This is a genomic window from Neisseria leonii (assembly GCF_028776105.2).
Classification (GTDB): domain Bacteria; phylum Pseudomonadota; class Gammaproteobacteria; order Burkholderiales; family Neisseriaceae; genus Neisseria; species Neisseria leonii.
This window is the reverse complement of sequence record NZ_CP145606.1, coordinates 2,186,225-2,206,085: the sequence shown is the minus strand read 5'-3', so window position 1 is coordinate 2,206,085 and position 19,861 is coordinate 2,186,225. Positions and strand designations below refer to the sequence as shown.

Sequence of the window (19,861 nt, the reverse complement as noted above, 5' to 3'; positions counted from 1 at the left end):
GCCTGTCCCCGCGTACAGGCCGTCTGAATATTTTTACCGTACGCACACAACCCGTTCCACCCGACAGGCGGCCGCGCCATGCCGCCGTACCGGAAAACCGACCCTGTTTTCAGACGGCCTGTTCGACTATAATCACGCGCTCGACCAAACTGGACTGCCCATCAGGAATCATCATGACCGCCACCGCCTTTCTGCCCGATACCCGCCCCTACCCCGCCGATCCGGTCAAAAACGAGCTGCTGCTGCACGCGGCCGCGCTCGCCCGAGGACAGAGCGGCGCACAAGCCCGGCTGGCAGCCGAATCGCTGCGCACGCAAATCCATACCATGCTGGCACAAAATCATTATCTGGGTTTGTCGGTGGCACTGAGCATGGCGCCCTCCCCCGCTGCCTATCAGGCATTGATGCAGGCACTCGACGACGTACTGCAAGCCAAAACCGACGACGAAGTCCAATGGTTCGCCCTGCCCGTGGTGCTGGTGGCGGGCACCAACCGTCCCGCTGCGCTGTCAGCCTCCGCACCGGCCGTGGAAGCGGCCGCCTGTCTGGCCAACTATCCGCATACCCGCGCACTGGCACACGCCACGTGGCTGCCCGCCCTGTTCACGGCCGCCGATTTGGCCGGCATCAACGCCGGACGCTGGTTTGCCGCCAAACAGCATGCCGAAGCCGCTGCCGGGTTTGCCGCCGCACTGCCGCAGCACGATACGCTGCCGCTGGCCGAAGGCCAATCGGTCAGCACCGCTTTTGCGCTGGGGTACGGCAGCCGTGCCTTACAGACGGCCTTGGGCAAAAATTTACAGGAAGCCGCCCTGCCGCTGATGCAGGTGTGGCAGCAGCACTTGGCGGCGGCCGGCGTTACTCTGTTTGCCAACCCGCTCGCTCCCGCCACCCCGATTCATGCCATCACCGAAGCCCAACATCTGCGCACCCGCATGGCACTGGACGTTTTCGCCGCCAACGCCCTGCGCGCCATCCGTCTGCAAAGTCCGCGCGCAGGCGTAGTCATGGCGGCACAGGAAGGCGGCCGCCTGCTGTTCGGCTTCAACGCCACCGACAGCCAATTTGAACTGCAACCGCAAGTATTCGTCTGGCCGCTCACCCCGGGCGAACACATCGAAACCATTCAGCAGAATTTTCTCGACCTGATGGCCGAATGCCAAGTCGAAACCATCCGTCTGCTGCACGATCCGCTGCACGAAACCGAAGAATTGCCCAACTATGCCCAAGCCTTGAAACGGAACGGCCACAACCCCCTGTTTGCCTCCACCCCATAACCCACCCAAGCGCGAAAGCCGCATCATGAAAACCTACCGCATTCTTTTTGTCTGTCTCAGCAACATCTGCCGTTCGCCGATGGCCGAATTTGTCCTGCGCCATCAGGCCGCCCGAGCGGGTGTGGCACACCGTATCGTCAGCGACAGCGCCGGCACTTCCGGCTGGCACGACGGCGAAGATATGCACCGCGGTACCGCGCAGATGCTCAAACAGCACGGCATCACACCGGCAGGCTTCACCAGCCGCCGCGTTCAGGCAGCCGATTTTGAAGCATTTGATTTTCTGATTGCGATGGACGACAACAATCTGGCCGAACTGGAAAAGCGTTTCGGCCGCCACCGCAACAAAATTTTCAAGCTCACCGACCTGATACCCGAAAGCGGCATGAGCCATGTTCCCGACCCGTGGTACACCGGCGACTTCGACGAAACCTACCGTCTCTGCCGCGACGGCAGCAACGCCCTGCTGGCCAAACTCGGCCTGACGGCTGACGGCAAACCCTCCGCCTGACCGTATCCGGAAGGCCGTCTGAAAGCCAGAACAGACACAACGGGGATTCCGCAAAATCCAAACCTGCCCCAAGCGGGCTTCTGCGAATATCAAACGGACCGGCAAGATATTCAGACGGCCTGACCGCATCAAAATACCCATCGTCTTTTTGCCTGCATCACCACTCTGCTTCCGGTTTCGCCGGTTTGGTCAGACTTCCGCGCCCGTCTGGCCGGAAGGCCGTCTGAAAACAGCAGGATGCAGCCTTGCCGAAACGGGCGGGCGCAAAAAAAGGACGGCAGAACCGTCCTTTTCAGACCATCACTTCATTCACGCACCGGCCGCTTCTTTCGCCACCCGCCGCCAGTGGTGCAGCAGTGGTTCGGTATAGCCGCTGGGTTGCGCCGTACCTTGGAAAATCAAATCACAGGCAGCCAGGAAAGCAGGCGAAGTATCGAGCCGGCCGCTCATCGGCGTGTACGCGGGATCGCCGGCATTCTGCTTGTCCACCACCGCCGCCATCCGCGCCAGTGCGGCACGCACTTCTGCTTCGCTAACGACACCGTGCAGCAGCCAGTTGGCAATGTGCTGGCTGGAAATGCGCAGCGTGGCACGGTCTTCCATCAGGCCGACATCGTGGATGTCGGGTACTTTGGAACAGCCTACGCCCTGCTCCACCCAGCGCACCACATAACCCAAAATACCCTGACAGTTGTTGTCCAGCTCCTGCTGCTTTTCCGCCTCGCTCCACGCGGTACACTCTGCCAGCGGGATATGCAGCAGATCGTCCAAATAGTGCTGCGGCTCCTGTGCCGCCAAATCTTTCTGCACATCGAAGACATTGATTTGGTGGTAATGCAGCGCGTGCAGCGTGGCGGCTGTCGGCGAAGGCACCCAGGCAGTGGTGGCACCCGATTTCGGGTGGGCGATTTTCTGTTTGAGCATTTCGGCCATCATGTCCGGCATCGCCCACATACCTTTGCCGATCTGTGCCCTGCCCGGCAGCCCGCAGGCCAAGCCGACTTGGACATTGTTCCGTTCGTATGCCTGAATCCATGCACTCGATTTCATTTCGCCTTTGCGCACCACCGCACCGGCCAGCATCGACGTGTGGATTTCGTCGCCGGTACGGTCGAGAAAACCCGTGTTGATGAACACCACACGTTCTCGCGCTTCGTAAATGCAGGCGGCCAGATTGACCGAAGTACGCCGCTCTTCATCCATAATGCCCATTTTCAGCGTATTCCGCGGCAGCTTGGCCAAATCTTCAAACGCGGCAAACAGCCTGTCGGCAAAACGCACTTCTTCCGGCCCGTGCATCTTCGGTTTCACAATATAAACCGATCCGGCGCGGCTGTTTTTGTTTTCGCTGCGGTTCAAATCGAAATGGGCAATCAGGGCGGTCATCACACCGTCCAGAATACCTTCGGGAATTTCGTTGCCGTCTTTATCCAGCACGGCCGGCGTGGTCATCAGGTGGCCGACATTGCGGATAAACAACAGCGAACGGCCGGGCAGCTTGAATGTGCCGCTGCCGTCGGGCTTTTGATATTCGCGGTCGGGATTCATGCGGCGGGTAAAGGTTCTGCCGTCTTTTTCCACTACTTCTGCCAGCGTGCCTTCCATCAGTCCCAGCCAGTTGCCGTACACCACGGCTTTATCTGCTCCGTCTACTGCCGCGACCGAGTCTTCGCAGTCCATAATGGTGGACAGCGCGGCCTCGAGAATGATGTCTTTGACCCCTGCCGGATCCTGACTGCCGATGGGGCTGTTTTTGTCGATCAGAATATCGAAATGCAGGCCGTTGTGCAGGAAGAGCAGCGATGACGGTGCATCGGCACTGCCGTTGTAACCGGCAAAACATTCGGGGGCAAACAGGCCGCTTTCGCTGCCGTCTGCCAGGCGGGCTTTGAGCTGCCCGGCTGCCACATAGTACGCCTGTACGTCTTTATGGCTGCCTTTGACCAAAGGAATGCTGCTGTCGAGAAATTCGCGGGCAAACGCAATCACGGCATCGCCCCGTTTGGGGTTGTAGCGGCCGACGGGAGCCAAATCACCGCTGCGGTCTATGGCATCGGTACCGTAGAGTGCGTCATACAGACTGCCCCAGCGCGCATTGGCTGCATTGAGCGCATAACGGGCGTTGTTGATCGGCACGACCAGTTGCGGCCCGGCCTGTTCGGCCAGTTCCCTATCCACATTGTCCGTGGACACCTGAAACGGCAGCGGCGTATCCGCCAGATATTCCTGTTCGTTCAAAAAGGTTTTGTAGGCGGCCAAATCTTCGACCGGACCCGGGTTGTTGCGGTGCCACTGATCGATCTGCATTTGAATGCGGTCGCGTTTGGCGAGCAAATCGCGGTTTTGCGGCGAAAAAGTATGCACCAGATCGGAAAAGTCCTGCCAGAATCCTTCTGCCTGCACGGCAGGGTGGTCCGCCAGCACGCGTTCGGTGATGAAACGGTAAAGGTGATGGTCGATTTGCAGGTCGGCGGCACGGATATAGGTGTAAGCCATTTTGTGGTTCTCCATATTCAATATCTGTTTTTCTCATCGCGCATTTATAGAAATGCCGCTTAAACATAACATTAAACCGAAGAATAATAAAGTAGGCCGTCTGAAAGCGCGGACTTGCGTTTTCAGACGGCCTCAATCAGGTGCGGCCGCACCGTTTACTGTGCTTTAAAGCGGAATGTAGCTGGCCGGATTCACCGGTTTGCCGTCCTGGCGGACTTCAAAACGCAACTTGTTGCGGTCGGTATCGCTGCTGCCCATGCGCGCGATCGCCTGGCCGCGTTTCACATTCTGGCCTTCCTTCACCAGCAGGCTCTGATTGTGGCCGTAGGCAGTCAGGTAAGTGCTGTTGTGCTGGACGATAACCAAATTGCCGTAACCGCGCAGACCCGAGCCGGCATAAACAACTTTGCCGTCGGCCGCCGCCACCACGGTCTGACCGGCATTACCGGCGATGTCCACGCCTTTGGTGGCGGTACTGAAATTGGATATGATGCTGCCCGCCGTCGGCCGTGTCCAAGTAATGCCCGCCACGGTCCGTACCGCACCGCTGCCGATCGGCGTCGAAGCAGCCGGAACGGGAGCCGGTACAGGCTGCGGCACGGACGGTGCGGTATAACCGGCCGGTTTCACGCGCAAAACCTGCCCGACACCGATATTGTTGTCGGCCAGATTATTCCAAGCGCGCAGATTGTCCTGTGTGATGTTGTAGCGTTTGGAAATATTGTACACCGTATCGCCGCGCACAACGGTATGCGTGGCGGCATTGATGTCCACCGGCGCGTAAGAAGGTACATAACCGCCGCTTGAAGCCGCAGCGGGCGGCGGAGTATAAACCGTGTTGCCGCCCACGCCCGCACCTGCCGCATTGGGGTCATACGGTGCTGCGCCGTAAGGGTTGTCTGCGGCACCGCCGCCTGTCGCGGCCGTGCCGCCTGTCGCGGCCGTGCCGCTGCCGGAAGCAGTTCCCGCCACCACCGGAGCAGCAGGCTGCTGGAACCAGGAACAGGCACCCAACATCATAACGGTTGCGGCCGCAGCGGCACGCAGAGCGGTTTTCTTCATATGGTTTACTTTCCCTAATATAGTGTTTACAGTCTGAAACGCATCGGGGCATATCATAAATCAAACCCCCGAAACGGCTCAATATTTGCCGTCCGTATTTGCCCCGATTTTAAGCAACTTAACGGTTGGCGCGCGCAATCAGGCCAGATTGCGCCAAAAATCCCGTGTTTCGGCCAACTGCGGATAGGCGGTCAGGTCGATTTGCAGCGGCGTTACCGTAATAAAACCGGCTTCGCATTCGGCAAAGTCGGTGCCCGATTCGCGGTCGGAAATTTCACCCACCGGCCCCAGCCAGTAAACTTCTTCGCCGCGCGGGTTGCGCATCGGCACGATGCTCTGCTGGTGGTGCCGCCGCCCCAGACGGGTTACTTTGAAGCCCTGAATGTCTTCGGGGGCGACGGCGGGAATATTGATGTTCCACAAAATCGGTTTTTGCGGCGGGTTCTTCACCAGATAGTCCAGCAGCCGCCATGCGGCTTTTTCGGCAGTATCCCAATAGCGGCCGCCGATGTCGTTGAGGGAAAAGGCCACAGCGGGAAAGCCCAGCAGATAGGCTTCGGTAGCGGCGGCCACCGTGCCGGAATACAGCGTATCGTCGCCCATATTGGCACCGTGGTTGATGCCGGAAATGACCAAATCGGGCACAAATTCGGGCATGGCGTGCAGCGCGAGATGGATGCAGTCGGTGGGCGTGCCGCTGACAAAATAGAAGCCGTTTTCGGCTTGGCGCAGCTGCAACGGACGATCCAGTGTCAGCGAATTGCTCACGCCGCTGCGGTTGCGCTCGGGCGCGACCACGCGCACATTGGCAAACTCACCCGCCACACGCGCCAAAACGGCGATACCCTGCGCCAGGTAGCCGTCGTCGTTACAAACCAGAATATTCATTTATGCTCCTTGCCGGGCCGTCTGAAACGGCGGTTTCATGCCTATTCGTCCAAGGGATTGCCGTTTTCGTCCCATTCGGTGCGCGAAGACAGGCTGTCGTTCAGATAGACGCTTTCCGAACGTTTGCTGCCGTCGGGATACCATTCGAGTACCACGCCGTTGCGGCCGCGGCTCAAATCCATTTCGCCCGTAATGCGTCCGGCCTCGTCCCAAGTCTGCATATAGACGGGCTTGTCGTCGCGCATCAGGATTTCGCTTTTCAGACGGCCTCCCTCATACCACTGCCGCCATTGGCCGTTGGCTTTGTCGTTGCTGAAACGGATTTCGCTTTCTTTTTCACCGTTACGGTAAAACCGCGCGCCCACGCCTTCGACTTTGCCGTTGCGGTAGGGCATCAGGGCCGACATATTGCCGTTGTCGAACCAGTTTTTCCATTCGCCGTGCGGCTGTCCGTTCCGGTACGGCGCTTCCATTTTTTTGCGCCCGTTTTCATACCACAACACCAACGTACCGTTGTGCAGTTTGGGGACGAAACGGCGCGCTTCCTGCAACGGCATGGTATAAGGGTCGGAATACTTGCGCCGCGAAGGGTAATAGAAATCCTGCGCCGATGCCGCCGCGCCTTCAATACGGTACTCGCGCAGATAGGCCGCCTGAACGGCCGATACCACCGGATCGCCGCTGCGGCTGAAATACACTTGGCGCGGTGTCTCGGCCGCCGCAGCACACGGCAGCAGCATGCACAGCAGCCATAATTTATTTCTGCCAGTAGGTTTTAACATTGACAAATTCATAGAGTCCGAATTCCGATAATTCCCGCCCGTAGCCCGAATCTTTGATGCCGCCGAAAGGCAGGCGCAGATCGCTGCTGGTGTGGCGGTTGATGTAAACCGCACCGGTGTGCAGCATCGCGGCATACCGCCATGCTGCGGCCTTGTCTGCGGTATAGATGCTGGCACCCAAACCGAAAGGCGTATCGTTGGCCAACCGTACTGCATCTTCCGCATCTTCGGCTTCCATTAAAACGGCCACCGGCCCGAACACCTCTTCATAATACACGCGGCAGCAGCGGTTCACATCGGCCAGAACCGTGGCCGGATAAAATGTCCCCGCCCCTTCGGGCAGATAGCCGCCGCACAGAATCCGCGCGCCGTTTTGCACTGCATCGCACACCTGCTCATGCAGCACGGCACGCAAATCGGCACGGTGCAGCGGGGCGAGCGTGGTTTGGGGCTGCATCGGGTCGCCGGTTTGCAGTTTGGCGCATTCGGCCAGAAACAGCGCGCGAAAAGCCGCCATCACCGGTTTTTCGACAATAATCCGCTTGGCCGCATTGCACGACTGCCCCGCATCGCGGAAACGCGAATAACAGGCATCTTTGGCCGCCTGTTCCAGATCGGCATCGGCCAGCACCAAAAACGCATTGCTGCCGCCCAATTCCAACACACTTTTCTTCAAATGTCTGCCCGCATGGGCGGCCAGCAGACGGCCGGTCCGGCTCGAACCGGTAAACGCCAGCGCGTCGCATCGGGCAACGGCCGCCGCCACATCATCATGCGCCAGCCAGGCCGCCGCCAGCGGCAGATCTTCCCCCGCCAGCTCAAACAGTGCCTCACTCACCCGCCCCACGCTCGGCGCGGGCTTGACCGCACAGGCATTGCCCGCACACCAGGCAGGGACGGCAAAACGCAATACCTGCCACACCGGATAATTCCACGGCATCACCGCCAGCACCACACCCAACGGCTCAAAGCGTACCTGACTGACCTCGGCCTGCGTGGCCACATCTTTATGCGCCAACAGCCCGGGCGCGCATTCGGCGTAATAGCGCACCAGCTCTACCGATTTATCCAGCTCCGCTTCACACTCGCGCAGACAGCGGCCGACTTCTTCGCACACCATGCGCGCCAAACGCCCTTTGGCCGCTTCCAGCCTGTCGGCAAAACGCAGCAGCACGGCCGCGCGTGCAGCCACAGACAGGCGGGCAAACGCGCGCTGCCGTCCGCGCAGGGCTTCCAGCCTGGCGGCAAATTCCGCCCACGTTTCAGACGGCCTCTGCCACAACACCGTGCCGTCCATAATATAGCGGCTTTGATAAGTCATACCGCCCATGCCTATACCCGTTTTTCCAACAATACGCCGCTTTCAATGTGGTGCGTAAACGGAAACTGGTCAAACAGTGCCATGCGGCGGATACGGTGGCTCTGCGCCAATACATCGAGATTGGCGCGCAAAGTATCGGGGTTGCACGAAATATAAAGGATGCGGTCGAATCCGGCCAAAAGGCGCAGCGTATCCCCGTCCACTCCGGCGCGCGGCGGATCGACGAATACCGTCGAAAAATCATACGCGGCCAAGTCAATGCCCTGTTCGGCCAGACGGCGGAACGTGCGGCGGCCTTGATACGCTTCGGTAAATTCTTCGGCCGACAGGCGGGCGATGCGGATATTGCCGATGCCGTTTGCCTCAATGCCCCATTGTGCGGCCGCCGCCGAAGTTTTTGAGATTTCCGTCGCCAAAACGCGGCGGAAACAGGCGGCCAGCGGAAAAGTGAAATTGCCGTTGCCGCAATACAGCTCCAGCAAATCGCGCGGGTCGCTGCCCGCACAGTCGGCCGCCCATGCCAGCATTTTGCCGCATACCGCCGCGTTGGGCTGGGTGAAACCGCCTTCGGTTTGGCGGTAACGGTACAGACGGCCGCCGACGCTCATTTCTTCGGTGACAAAATCTTGCGACAAAACGATTTTCTGCCCTTTGCTGCGCCCGATAAGATGAATATCGAACGCCTGCGCCAAACGGCACGCCGCCGCCGTCCACGCATCGTCCAATTTTTTATGGTAAATCAGGCTGACCAGCATTTCACCGCTCTGCGTGCCGAGAAATTCGCACTGATACAGACGGTTTTTCAGCACATCGTCGGCCGACAACGCCGCCAGCAGGGCGGGCATCAATTCGTTGATGGCACGGGAGGCCGTCTGAAACGTGCGGATTTTGATCAGGGAGGCCGTTCCGGCTTTGCGGCCGGGTTCGAACATCGCATAGTCGATACGGCCGCCCTCGTGCCAGATGCGGAATTCCGCCCGCATACGGAAATGCGATTCGGGCGAGGCGAAAACTTCCAGCGGCGGCGTGTCCAGACCGGCAAACAGTCGGGTGAAGCGTTCGGTTTTGGCGGCCAGCTGGGCAGCGTAAGCCTGTTCGTCCCTATCCATACTCAGGCCTTTTTCTCGAACACCAAATCCCACACGCCGTGCCCCAACCGTTTGCCGCGCGCTTCAAATTTGGTTTCGGGACGGTAGTCGGGCGTGGGGGCATAATCGGCGGCGGTGTTGGCCAACTCGGGAAAACCGTTTAAAACGTCCAGCATCTGCACGGCATAGTCTTCCCAGTCGGTAGCCAGATGGATATAGCCGCCGGCTTTGAGTTTGGGCAGCAGTTTGGCGACAAACGGAGCCTGAATCAGACGGCGTTTGTGGTGGCGTTTCTTGTGCCACGGGTCTGGGAAGAAAATATGGATACCGTCGAGCGCGGCATCGGCCAACATGGTTTCCACCACTTCCACCGCATCGTGGCGCATCACGCGGATATTGTCCGTGCCCTCTTCTCCAATCAGTTTCAGCAGATTGCCCACACCCGGTCCGTGCACATCGATGGCGAGAAAATCTTTTTCCGGCAGGCGTTTGGCAATCTCCACCGTCGCCGTACCCATGCCGAAACCGATTTCCAGTATTTTCGGCCGACTGCGGCCGAACACGGCATTCAAATCCGCCGTTTCGGCCCGATAGTCCAAACCGTAGCTCGGCCACAGCGTATCGATGGCGCGCTGCTGGGCGGCCGTCATATGGCCTTGGCGCAAAACAAAACTGCGGATACTGCGCCGCTGCGTTTCGGGCGCGGTTTCGGGGGTAAAATCTGTCATACTGCATTCCGTTCTCTCCGCAGCCGGTACGGCAGCGGGGCTGGCTGATGCTGCAGGCGGCACACAACGGCGCAATCCGCCGCCGTCCAAGCCTGCCGCAAAAAATTTTCGATAAACAGGCCGTCTGAAAACGAGCCAAGCGGGTTTCTGCGAAGCAAAACCACCCTTTAAGGGAGGTTTTGCGAAGCTCAAACAAGCAAAGCGGATTAAAACAGGCAGCAGGTTCGAGAACAGGCAAACCGCATATCCCGTTTTTCAGACGGCTTTTGTATGTCATTCATGCCGCCATTCTATCACGCGCGCTTTTGCCGCCGCAAAAATATACCCGCCGCCGCGCCGGTTCTTTATAATCGGCACTTTCGCCCACGGTGTTTTGCCATGCTGTATCTGTACCAGTCCAACCGCCTCGAAGACCTTGCCGGTATGCTGCACGCCGTCCACCGCGCGCAGCCGCCCGCCGAGCCTTTGGCCGCCGAAGACATTCTGGTGCAGAGTCAGGGAATGCGCCGCTATCTCACCCGTTTTCTGGCCGGACGCGACGGCATCGCCGCCAATCTCAATTTCCTCCTGCCCGCCAAATTCCACTGGCATCTGATGCGCCAAGCCCTGCCCGACCTGCCCGCGCTCAGCCCCTTTGCGCCCGGCGTGATGCGCTGGCGACTGCTGAAACGGTTTTCAGACGGCCTCGACGGCAGCGGTTTCTCAGCCGCCCGTGCCGCATTGAGCGGCTATCTGGCGGGCGGCAGCCTGGCCGCATATCAGCTGGCCGGACAATTGGCCGACATTTTCGACCAATATCTGGTTTACCGTCCCGAATGGCTCGATGCGTGGCAGCAGAACCGTACGCTGAATCTGGGCAGCGACGAAATCTGGCAGGCCGAATTGTGGCGTTATCTGAATGAAGACAGCGGCAGCAATCTGCACCGCGTGGGCATGTGGCGCGCCCTGTCGGCCGCCTTGTCGGAGCCGGAACGCACTGCCGTGAAACTGCCGCCGCGCCTGTCCGTATTCGGTATTTCCGTGATGGCACCGGTACACCTGCAACTGCTGCAAGCCGTTTCGCAACACACCGACGTACACATTTTCGCCCTCAATCCGAGCGAACATTATTGGGGAAACATCATCAGCCCGGCACAAATCCTGCAAAACGGCGTTTCAGACGGCCTCGAAGCCGCCGGACACCCGCTTCTGGCTTCCTTGGGCAAACAGGGGCGCGACTTTTTCGACGCACTCAGTCAGGCCGAGCCGCAGCTTGCCCTTGCCCCCTATCCCGATGCCCCCGCCTCGGACAGCCTGCTGCACCGCCTGCAATACGATATTCAAACCCTGCAACTGCCCGAACCGCGCCACACGCCCGACAACAGCATCCGCATCGTCTCCGCCCACAGCCCGCTGCGCGAATTGCAGATTCTGAAAGACCACCTGCTCGACCTGCTCGAACAACACCCCGACTGGCAGCCGCACGACATCGCCGTCCTCACGCCCGACATCGAACCCTACCACCCGTTTATCGAAGCCGTTTTCGGCCAAACCGCCGGCGGCCGCGCCCTGCCGTATTCGGTATCCGACATCAAAATCCGCCGCCGCCGTCCGCTGTTCGACGCATTGGCACAAGCATTGGCAGTATTGGAAAGCCGTTTTGAAATCGACACCGTGCTGCAACTGCTCGGCCACGAAGCCGTCCTGTCCCGCTTCGGCCTGACCCGTCAGGATCTGCCGCTGCTGCACGAAGCGGCGGCCGAACTCAATATCCGCTGGGGCTGGGACGCGCAGATGCGCGGCGGCAACGGCCTCTACACCTGGCAGCAGGGCTTGGACAGCATGACCGCAGGCTGGCTGCTGCCCGAAAACGGCGGCCTGTGGCAGCACACCGCCGCCTGGCATACCGGCACCGGCCACCTGCCCGTTTTAAGCCGTTTCCACCAATTCGCCCGCACCCTGAGCCGCCATTATCACCTCTGGCAGACTCCGGCCGATACCGTCGGCTGGATTGATCGGCTGCGTACCTTGAAAAACGAACTGTTCCAACCGGCCGAAAGCGATCAGGCCGCCGAAATACAGCTGGAAGAAGCCTTGGCCGACTGGCAGGCCGAAGCCTCACTGGCCGGTTTTTCGGGCACACTGCCGCCGGAAACCGTTTTGCGCCACATCGGCCGTTTTCTCGACAGCGAAAGCGAAGCCGGCTTTTTGCGCAGCGGCATTACCATCTGCGGCATGGTACCGATGCGCAGTCTGCCGTTTAAGGCCGTCTGTCTCTTGGGCTTGAACGACAAAACCTTCCCGCGCAACACCAAAGCCGCCGCCTTCGACCTGATTGCGCAACACCCGCGCGCCGGCGACCGCGCCCGCCGCGACGACGACCGCTACCTGTTTCTCGAAGCCCTGATGAGCGCGCGCGAACATCTTTATCTGTCCTACATCGGCCGCAGCATACGCAACAACGACGAACTCGCCCCCTCGCCGCTGGTCAGCGAACTGGCCGACACGCTGGACAGTATGTGCGGCCACAGCAGCGGCACTTGGCAGAAACAGCTTATCGAACAGCACCCGCTGCAACCCTTTTCCGCACGCTATTTCCAAAACGGCCCGCTCATCAGCAGCCGCAGCGATTATGCGCAGGCTCGCCAAAGGCCGTCTGAAACCGCCCCGTTTTTCACGCCGCCGGAAAACGGCGAGGACGCACCAAGCGGCAAACCGCCCGTCATCCGTCAGGCCGACCTGATCGAATTCTGGCAAAACCCGCCGCGCTACTGGCTGCGCCACCGTCTCGACTGGCGCGCCCCGTGGCACGGCAGCGACAGCGAGGCCGCCGAACCCTTCGAGCCGCCGCAGGCCGATGCCGTGGCCGATGCCTACACCGAAGCCCGCCGCCGCCATCTCGACTTTGCCACGGCCGCCGAACCGCTGCACGCCCGTTCGCAACTGCCCGAAGCCGAATTGGGCAAACTGTGGCAGCAACAATACGAAGCCCAAGCCCGCCGTCTCGACGGCCGCCTGCTCTCAGCCGCCCCCCTGCCCGACACCTCCTACCGCCTGCATATCGGCGGCATGATTCTCGAAGGATCGCTCGACAGCCTCACCGCCGAAGGCCGCATCACCACCGGCCGCGAAAGCACCGCCCATTTCATTGCCCGCCTGCTGCAACACCTGATTCTGAATGCCGTGCGCCCGCAAAATATGGCACATTTTGCCGGCCATCATCTGACTCTCGGCAAAGAAACCGCCACATTCACCGCCCTGCCCGATGCCGGTACGGCCGCCGACCTGCTCGTACCGTGGCTCGATTATTACCGCCAAGGACAAATCCGTCCGCTGCCTTTTGTTCCGCACACCGCCTTGAAAGCCGCCCAAGCCTTTATCAAACCGGAAAGCAAAAGCGGCAAAACACCCGAAGAACGCCTGAATGCCGCCGCCCACCAAAGCTATTTCGGCCGCAACAGCGGTCAAACCGCCCGTGCCGACTATCCCGAAAACGCCACCGCCTTCGCCCGCCGAACCCCGCCGCCCGACGACCCGCTGTTTGCCCGAATCCTGCACGACACCCTGATCCCCGCCCTGACCGCCTGCGGCGGTACGGACATACAGCCATCAAGGCCGTCTGAATAACGTAGGTCGGATTCTGGAATCCGACCCATCTTAATCTTACGAAATGCCCAACCTAAAACCCGACGTATTAGAAGCATTACCTGACAAACGGATTCCCGAACCCGGCCACCATACCGAATGACCCCGGCCCCATATACACACCTTCGACGACCGATCGACAGCCGAACCCGAATATCGAAAAGCAAATGTCGGATACCAAGTATCCGACCTGCCATATTTTGCAGGACAGATGCCCGAATCCGATCACTGCACGCATTTCAGCAAGCAGCAACACAGCCGGATTTCGGGCATACGGTTTACCGTTGTACCATAACAGCGTAGGTCGGATTCTTGAATCCGACATTTTCCGATACCCCACCACATACCCGATCAAATGTATCCCGCATCTATGTCATGATTGCGTGATTTTCTGCAAAAGAACCGCTGCCGCACTTGCATCTGCCCGTCTGCCCCATACTTTAAGCCACCGTTTCCCCCTCCGCCCTATTTTGCAAAGGAACCCATAATGAAACCGGAAGACTACATTCCCGGCTTTCGCCGCAGAAAACTCGATGAAAACGGCTTTTTAACCAAGGTGGCGAAATTTGCCGCACGCTTGGGCGCGCCTGCCGTCAAACAGCTGTACGCACTCTACTATCTCTACCGCGACCCGCGCACGCCGCGCCGTGCCAAACTGATTATCGCCGGCGCGCTGGTCTATTTCCTCAGCCCCATCGACAGCATTCCCGACCTGCTGGGCCCTTTGGGTTTTACCGATGATTTGGCCGTGCTGACACTGGTCTATACGCAAATGAAGGCACATATGACCGACGACATCAAACGCCGCGCCCAAGCGGCTGTGGACGCGCTGAAATCTCGCTGATGAGTGCATTTGAGGCCGTCTGAAAACCGCCCGCCGGTTTTTCAGACGGCCTTTTTCTCCCCACTCTGCAAAATGTTATAATCGCGGGTTATTTTTATTTTCCGAATCCGGCCGATACCATGTCCAAACTGCCCACCGACAACGACACCATCCGCATCCGCGGCGCACGCACGCACAATCTGAAAAACATCGATCTCGATATTCCGCGCCACAAGCTCGTGGTGGTAACCGGTTTGTCGGGCAGCGGCAAGTCGAGTCTGGCTTTCGACACGCTCTATGCCGAAGGCCAGCGCCGTTATGTGGAAAGCCTGTCGGCCTATGCGCGCCAGTTTTTGCAGATGATGGACAAACCCGATGTGGATTTGATTGAGGGTTTGTCGCCTGCGATTTCCATCGAGCAGAAATCCACCAGCCACAACCCGCGCTCCACCGTCGGCACGGTAACGGAAATCCACGATTATCTGCGCCTGCTCTACGCCCGCGTCGGTACGCCCTACTGCCCCGAACACGACCTGCCGCTGGCCAGCCAAACCGTGTCGCAGATGGTGGATGCCGTCTTAACGCTGCCGGAAGACACCCGCGTGATGATTCTCGCCCCCGCCGTGCGCGAACGCAAAGGCGAGTTTGCCGATTTTTTTGCCGACTTGCAGGCGCAGGGCTTTGCCCGCGTACGCGTGGACGGCGAAATTTACCCGCTCGACGAAGTGCCGAAGCTGGAAAAAAACATCAAGCACAATATCGATGTGGTCATCGACCGCGTGAAAGTGAAAGCCGACATCAAACAGCGTTTGGCGGAAAGTTTTGAAACCGCGCTGCGCCACGGCGGCGAGCGTGCCTTGGCTTTGGACATGGAAAGCGGTCAGGAACATTGGTTTTCCGCCCGATTTGCCTGCCCCGTATGTTCATACAGCCTGCCCGAATTGGAGCCGCGCCTGTTTTCCTTCAACAATCCCGTCGGCGCCTGCCCCACCTGCGACGGCTTGGGCAATATGAATTTCTTCGACCCCGAACGTGTCGTCATGCACCCCGAGTTGTCGCTGGCCGCCGGTGCGGTTAAAGGCTGGGACAAGCGCAACCAGTTTTATTTCCAAATGATTCAGTCGCTGGCCGCCCATTACGGCTTCGATGTCGATACCCCGTTTGAAGACCTGCCTGAAAAAGTGAAAAAAACCGTTCTGCACGGCTCGGGCAAAGAAGTCATCGAATTCCGCTACCTTTCCGAAAAAGGCACCACCTTCAACCGCAGCCACGCCTTTGAAGGGATTATCCCCAATCTGGAACGCCGTTTCCGCGAAACCGATTCCAACACCGTGCGCGAAGAATTGCTGCAATACCAAAGCCACAAAGCCTGCCCGAGCTGCGGCGGCGCGCGCCTGCGCAAAGAAGCGCGTTATGTCTATGTGAGCAAACAGCCGCTGCACGAAATCTCCGCCTGGCCGCTCACCAAAACCCACGAATTTTTTGAACAACTCGATTTGGCAGGCAACAAAAAACAGATTGCCGAAAAAATCCTCAAAGAAATCACCGAGCGTTTGGGCTTTCTGATTAACGTCGGCCTCGATTATCTGAATTTGAGCCGCTCCGCCGAAACCTTATCCGGCGGCGAAGCCCAGCGTATCCGTCTCGCCAGCCAAATCGGCAGCGGCCTGACAGGCGTGATGTATGTGTTGGACGAACCGTCCATCGGCCTGCACCAACGCGACAACGACCGCCTGCTCGCTACCCTCAAACGCCTGCGCGATTTGGGCAACAGCGTGATTGTGGTCGAACACGACGAAGACGCGATACGCGAAGCCGATTTCGTGGTCGATATGGGACCGGGCGCGGGCGAACACGGCGGCAGCGTCATCATTGCCGATACGCCCGACAAAGTGGCAGCTTGCGAAAAATCCGTTACAGGTCAATATTTAAGCGGTAAAAAACAAATCAGGCAGCCTGAAAAACGAACCCCCGTCAATCCTGAAAAAATGTTGGTTTTAACAGGCGCGCGCGGCAATAATTTGAAAAATGTAACGTTAGAACTGCCTTTGGGTTTAATCACCTGCATCACAGGCGTTTCAGGCAGCGGCAAATCCACCCTGATTAACGACACGCTGGCCAAAATCACCGCCCGCGAACTCAACCGCGCCCACGAAGAACCCGCACCGTATGACGACATCACAGGCCTGGAACATCTCGACAAAGTCATCAACGTCGACCAGTCCCCCATCGGCCGCACCCCGCGTTCCAACCCCGCCACCTACACCGGCTTATTCACACCGATTCGCGAACTCTTCGCCGGCGTACCCCTGTCGCGCGAACGCGGTTACAGCGTCGGCCGCTTCTCCTTCAACGTCAAAGGCGGCCGCTGCGAAGCCTGCCAGGGCGACGGCGTCATCAAAGTCGAAATGCACTTTTTGCCCGACGTTTACGTCCCCTGCGAAGTGTGCCACGGCAAACGCTACAACCGCGAAACACTGGAAGTGCAATACAAAGGCAGAAACATCAGCCAAGTGCTCGACATGACCGTAGAAGAAGCCCGCCAATTCTTCGATGCCGTGCCCGCCGTCGCCCGTAAACTGCAAACCCTGACAGACGTCGGCTTAGGCTACATCCGCCTCGGCCAGTCCGCCACCACCCTCTCCGGCGGCGAAGCCCAGCGCGTCAAACTCGCCCTCGAACTCTCCAAACGCGACACCGGCCGCACTTTATATATTCTCGACGAACCCACCACCGGCCTGCACTTCGCCGACATCGCTTTATTATTGGAAGTCATAGGCCGTCTGAAAGGCAAAGGCAACTCGATTGTGATTATCGAACATAACCTTGATGTGATTAAAACCGCAGACTATATTGTCGACTTGGGACCGGAAGGCGGCGACGGCGGAGGACGGATTATTGCCAAGGGCAGCCCTGAGGAGGTGGCGAAAGTTGGGGGGAGTTATACAGGGAGATATTTAGGAAACATTTTGAAATAATGATTAAAGCTATATGGCACAAGCCACACGGTAGGGTCGGATACCAGTATCCGACCTACGTAAAGGCCGTCTGAAAACCTTAAATTAAATTAGTTTTCAGACGGCCTTTGCATCATATCTAGGGAGATTTGATCGGTTTGGTTGGTTCCTGACCCAACCTATGCTTGCCCATCTTTTTTTGTCATCAACTTTCCAATCAATACGCCCGCTCTACCTGTTTCAGTGCGTAGCTGGCTGCACCATACACCCTACATACAATGCCGTCTGGAACCGGTATTTCAGCTTGGGTAGGTCGGATACTCGTATCCGACCTACACTTAGTATTCTATTCTCTAAACATATTTCTAAAAATATGCCGTATCGAATTCGCCAATCTAACTTTTTCAGTTATAAGAGTATGGTATGACTGAAACGCTAGAATTACACCTGCCCTACCTGTTTCAGACGGCCTTTCTCGAAAATACTGCAATCCATAGACCATAATGACGCATGATTCAGCTTTGTCCGGGAAAAACTGAACTGTATCCAAAAGTGCCGTCTGAATTTTTTCCAATTGCCTGCATTGCTCTGAAATTTCGCTGATACGGTATAAATATTCTTCTTATTTCCGTGTGTTCATACACCGGACACATGACGGCAAGCCGACAAAAAACGGGGCAATGCCCCGTTTTTTATTCCCATTCGATGGTAGCGGGCGGTTTGCCGCTGACATCGTACACCACGCGGTTGATGCCTTTGACTTCGTTGATGATGCGGTTGGACACTTTGCCCAGCAGGGAATAAGGCAGTTCCGCCCAATGCGCGGTCATAAAGTCGCTGGTAATCACGGCGCGCAGGGCAACGACATAATCATAAGTGCGGCCGTCGCCCATCACGCCGACGGATTTAACAGGCAGGAAGACGGCAAAGGCCTGACTGGTCAGGTCATACCACGATGTGCCGTTTTCGTCGCAGGTATGGCGCAATTCTTCGATGAAAATGGCATCGGCCTGACGCAGCAGGTCGGCATATTCTTTTTTGACTTCGCCCAAAATGCGCACGCCCAAACCGGGGCCGGGGAAGGGGTGGCGGTAAACCATTTCGCGCGGCAGGCCGAGTGCCACGCCCAGTTCGCGCACTTCGTCTTTGAAAAGATCGCGCAGCGGTTCGAGCAGTTTCAGGTTCATCTGCTCGGGCAGGCCGCCGACATTGTGGTGCGATTTGATGGCATGGGCTTTTTTGGTTTTCGCGCCCGCACTTTCAATCACATCAGGATAAATCGTGCCTTGTGCCAACCATTTGGCATTGACCCGTTTTTTGGCTTCGGCATCAAATACTTCGACAAATTCGCCGCCGATGATTTTGCGTTTTTGCTCGGGATCGGTTACGCCCGCCAGTTTGCCCATAAACTGCTCGGCGGCATCGGCATGAATCACGCGCACGCCCAAGTTTCGGGCAAACATATCCATCACCATCTGCCCTTCGTTCAGGCGCAGCAGGCCGTGATCGACAAACACGCAGGTCAGCTGGTCGCCGATGGCACGGTGGATTAAAGCGGCGGCCACACTGGAATCGACACCGCCCGACAGGCCGAGAATCACTTCGTCGCTGCCGACCTGTTCGCGGATTTTGGCCACGGCTTCGTCTATGTAATTGGGCATGGTCCAAGAGGGTTGGACCCCGCAAATATCCAATACGAAACGGTTCAACAGGGCACGCCCCTGTTTGGTGTGGGTGACTTCGGGGTGAAACTGAATGCCGTAGAACCGTTTTTCGGCGTGTTCCATCATGGCAATCGGACAACTCGGCGTATCGCCGATCACGGCAAAGCCATCGGGCAGCTTGGATACTTTGTCGCCGTGGCTCATCCACACGTCCAGCGTATTGGGCAGGCCGTCTGAAATCCCCTGCGTCAATTCGCTGTCGACGGTTTTCACTTGGGCATAGCCGAATTCGCGCTGGTTGCCGGGCGATACTGCGCCGCCCAGATGGTGTGCCATAAACTGCATACCGTAGCAGATGCCCAGCACCGGCACGCCCAAATCAAACAGGCCGGTATCGGCCTGATAATCGGATTCGTACACCGAATTGGGGCCGCCGGAAAGAATAATACCTTTGGGACGGAACGCTTTGATGTCGTCCAAAGGCATATCGTAGGGGTGCAGCTCGCAATAAACATGCGCCTCGCGGACACGGCGCGCAATCAGTTGGGTTACCTGCGAACCGAAATCGAGAATCAGAATTTTGTCTTGGGTCATGATAATGGCCTGAAATCGGGAAAAATAAAACGGATTTTAACACAAT

Annotated in this window: 13 protein-coding genes; 5 read left to right on the top strand and 8 right to left on the bottom strand. The window is 58.2% G+C overall.

What is annotated here, in order from left to right:
* The first annotated feature begins 173 nt into the window (after positions 1–173).
* Together ORY85_RS10570 and ORY85_RS10565 are read left to right on the top strand one after the other, a co-directional pair.
* Positions 174–1,277, top strand: a complete 1,104-nt coding sequence (locus ORY85_RS10570) for a conjugal transfer protein (RefSeq protein WP_274570762.1) — start codon at positions 174–176, stop codon at positions 1,275–1,277.
* A 25-nt stretch (positions 1,278–1,302) separates the two neighbouring features.
* On the top strand, positions 1,303–1,788 hold the full coding sequence (locus tag ORY85_RS10565) for a low molecular weight protein-tyrosine-phosphatase (protein ID WP_274570994.1): 486 nt from the start codon (positions 1,303–1,305) through the stop codon (positions 1,786–1,788).
* Positions 1,789–2,097: 309 nt separating this feature from the next.
* On the opposite strand, the gene ORY85_RS10560 is transcribed toward ORY85_RS10565, so the two are convergent.
* The 7 genes from ORY85_RS10560 to trmB form a co-directional block, all read right to left on the bottom strand.
* Positions 2,098–4,284 (bottom strand): malate synthase G, encoded by a 2,187-nt coding sequence (locus tag ORY85_RS10560; RefSeq protein ID WP_274570995.1) that lies wholly within the window; start codon positions 4,282–4,284, stop codon positions 2,098–2,100.
* 165 nt (positions 4,285–4,449) lie between these two features.
* Positions 4,450–5,346, bottom strand: a complete 897-nt coding sequence (locus ORY85_RS10555) for a peptidoglycan DD-metalloendopeptidase family protein (protein ID WP_274570763.1) — start codon at positions 5,344–5,346, stop codon at positions 4,450–4,452.
* Between the two features lie 138 nt (positions 5,347–5,484).
* A complete protein-coding gene (gene surE / locus ORY85_RS10550; RefSeq protein WP_274570764.1) occupies positions 5,485–6,234 on the bottom strand; it encodes a 5'/3'-nucleotidase SurE in 750 nt (249 codons plus the stop codon).
* A gap of 41 nt (positions 6,235–6,275) precedes the next feature.
* Positions 6,276–7,016 (bottom strand): toxin-antitoxin system YwqK family antitoxin, encoded by a 741-nt coding sequence (locus ORY85_RS10545; RefSeq protein WP_274570765.1) that lies wholly within the window; start codon positions 7,014–7,016, stop codon positions 6,276–6,278.
* On the bottom strand, positions 6,991–8,337 hold the full coding sequence (locus ORY85_RS10540; RefSeq protein WP_405030331.1) for an aldehyde dehydrogenase family protein: 1,347 nt from the start codon (positions 8,335–8,337) through the stop codon (positions 6,991–6,993). The genes ORY85_RS10545 and ORY85_RS10540 overlap by 26 nt, the downstream gene beginning before the upstream one ends.
* Positions 8,338–8,348: 11 nt before the next feature.
* On the bottom strand, positions 8,349–9,446 hold the full coding sequence (trmA, locus tag ORY85_RS10535) for a tRNA (uridine(54)-C5)-methyltransferase TrmA (RefSeq protein ID WP_274570766.1): 1,098 nt from the start codon (positions 9,444–9,446) through the stop codon (positions 8,349–8,351).
* Between the two features lie 2 nt (positions 9,447–9,448).
* Entirely contained in the window at positions 9,449–10,153 is a 705-nt protein-coding gene (gene trmB, locus ORY85_RS10530) for a tRNA (guanosine(46)-N7)-methyltransferase TrmB (RefSeq protein WP_274570767.1), read from the bottom strand.
* Positions 10,154–10,531: 378 nt separating this feature from the next.
* On the opposite strand from trmB, the gene recC reads away from it, so the two are divergent.
* From recC to uvrA, 3 genes are all read left to right on the top strand, one after another.
* Positions 10,532–13,759, top strand: a complete 3,228-nt coding sequence (gene recC / locus ORY85_RS10525; protein ID WP_274570768.1) for an exodeoxyribonuclease V subunit gamma — start codon at positions 10,532–10,534, stop codon at positions 13,757–13,759.
* 505 nt (positions 13,760–14,264) lie between these two features.
* Positions 14,265–14,621: a YkvA family protein gene (locus tag ORY85_RS10520; protein WP_274570769.1), complete on the top strand. Its 357-nt coding sequence runs from the start codon at positions 14,265–14,267 to the stop codon at positions 14,619–14,621.
* Positions 14,622–14,740: 119 nt separating this feature from the next.
* On the top strand, positions 14,741–17,578 hold the full coding sequence (gene uvrA / locus ORY85_RS10515) for an excinuclease ABC subunit UvrA (protein ID WP_274570770.1): 2,838 nt from the start codon (positions 14,741–14,743) through the stop codon (positions 17,576–17,578).
* A gap of 671 nt (positions 17,579–18,249) precedes the next feature.
* Here uvrA and guaA read toward each other — a convergent pair.
* Positions 18,250–19,815 carry a glutamine-hydrolyzing GMP synthase gene (gene guaA, locus ORY85_RS10510; protein WP_274570771.1) on the bottom strand — a complete coding sequence of 522 codons (1,566 nt, stop codon included), beginning with the start codon at positions 19,813–19,815 and terminating at the stop codon, positions 18,250–18,252.
* Positions 19,816–19,861 lie beyond the last annotated feature (46 nt).

Bases quoted from the DNA above. Each gene is read 5' to 3' on its own strand.
- ORY85_RS10555 (WP_274570763.1), bottom strand. From the start codon at position 5,346: ATGAAGAAAACCGCTCTGCGTGCCGCTGCGGCCGCAACCGTTATGATG.
- guaA (WP_274570771.1), bottom strand. From the start codon at position 19,815: ATGACCCAAGACAAAATTCTGATTCTCGATTTCGGTTCGCAGGTAACC.
- trmB (WP_274570767.1), bottom strand. From the start codon at position 10,153: ATGACAGATTTTACCCCCGAAACCGCGCCCGAAACGCAGCGGCGCAGT.
- uvrA (WP_274570770.1), top strand. From the start codon at position 14,741: ATGTCCAAACTGCCCACCGACAACGACACCATCCGCATCCGCGGCGCA.
- ORY85_RS10560 (WP_274570995.1), bottom strand. From the start codon at position 4,284: ATGGCTTACACCTATATCCGTGCCGCCGACCTGCAAATCGACCATCAC.
- trmA (WP_274570766.1), bottom strand. From the start codon at position 9,446: ATGGATAGGGACGAACAGGCTTACGCTGCCCAGCTGGCCGCCAAAACC.
- ORY85_RS10565 (WP_274570994.1), top strand. From the start codon at position 1,303: ATGAAAACCTACCGCATTCTTTTTGTCTGTCTCAGCAACATCTGCCGT.
- recC (WP_274570768.1), top strand. From the start codon at position 10,532: ATGCTGTATCTGTACCAGTCCAACCGCCTCGAAGACCTTGCCGGTATG.
- ORY85_RS10570 (WP_274570762.1), top strand. From the start codon at position 174: ATGACCGCCACCGCCTTTCTGCCCGATACCCGCCCCTACCCCGCCGAT.
- ORY85_RS10540 (WP_405030331.1), bottom strand. From the start codon at position 8,337: ATGACTTATCAAAGCCGCTATATTATGGACGGCACGGTGTTGTGGCAG.
- ORY85_RS10545 (WP_274570765.1), bottom strand. From the start codon at position 7,016: ATGTTAAAACCTACTGGCAGAAATAAATTATGGCTGCTGTGCATGCTG.
- ORY85_RS10520 (WP_274570769.1), top strand. From the start codon at position 14,265: ATGAAACCGGAAGACTACATTCCCGGCTTTCGCCGCAGAAAACTCGAT.
- surE (WP_274570764.1), bottom strand. From the start codon at position 6,234: ATGAATATTCTGGTTTGTAACGACGACGGCTACCTGGCGCAGGGTATC.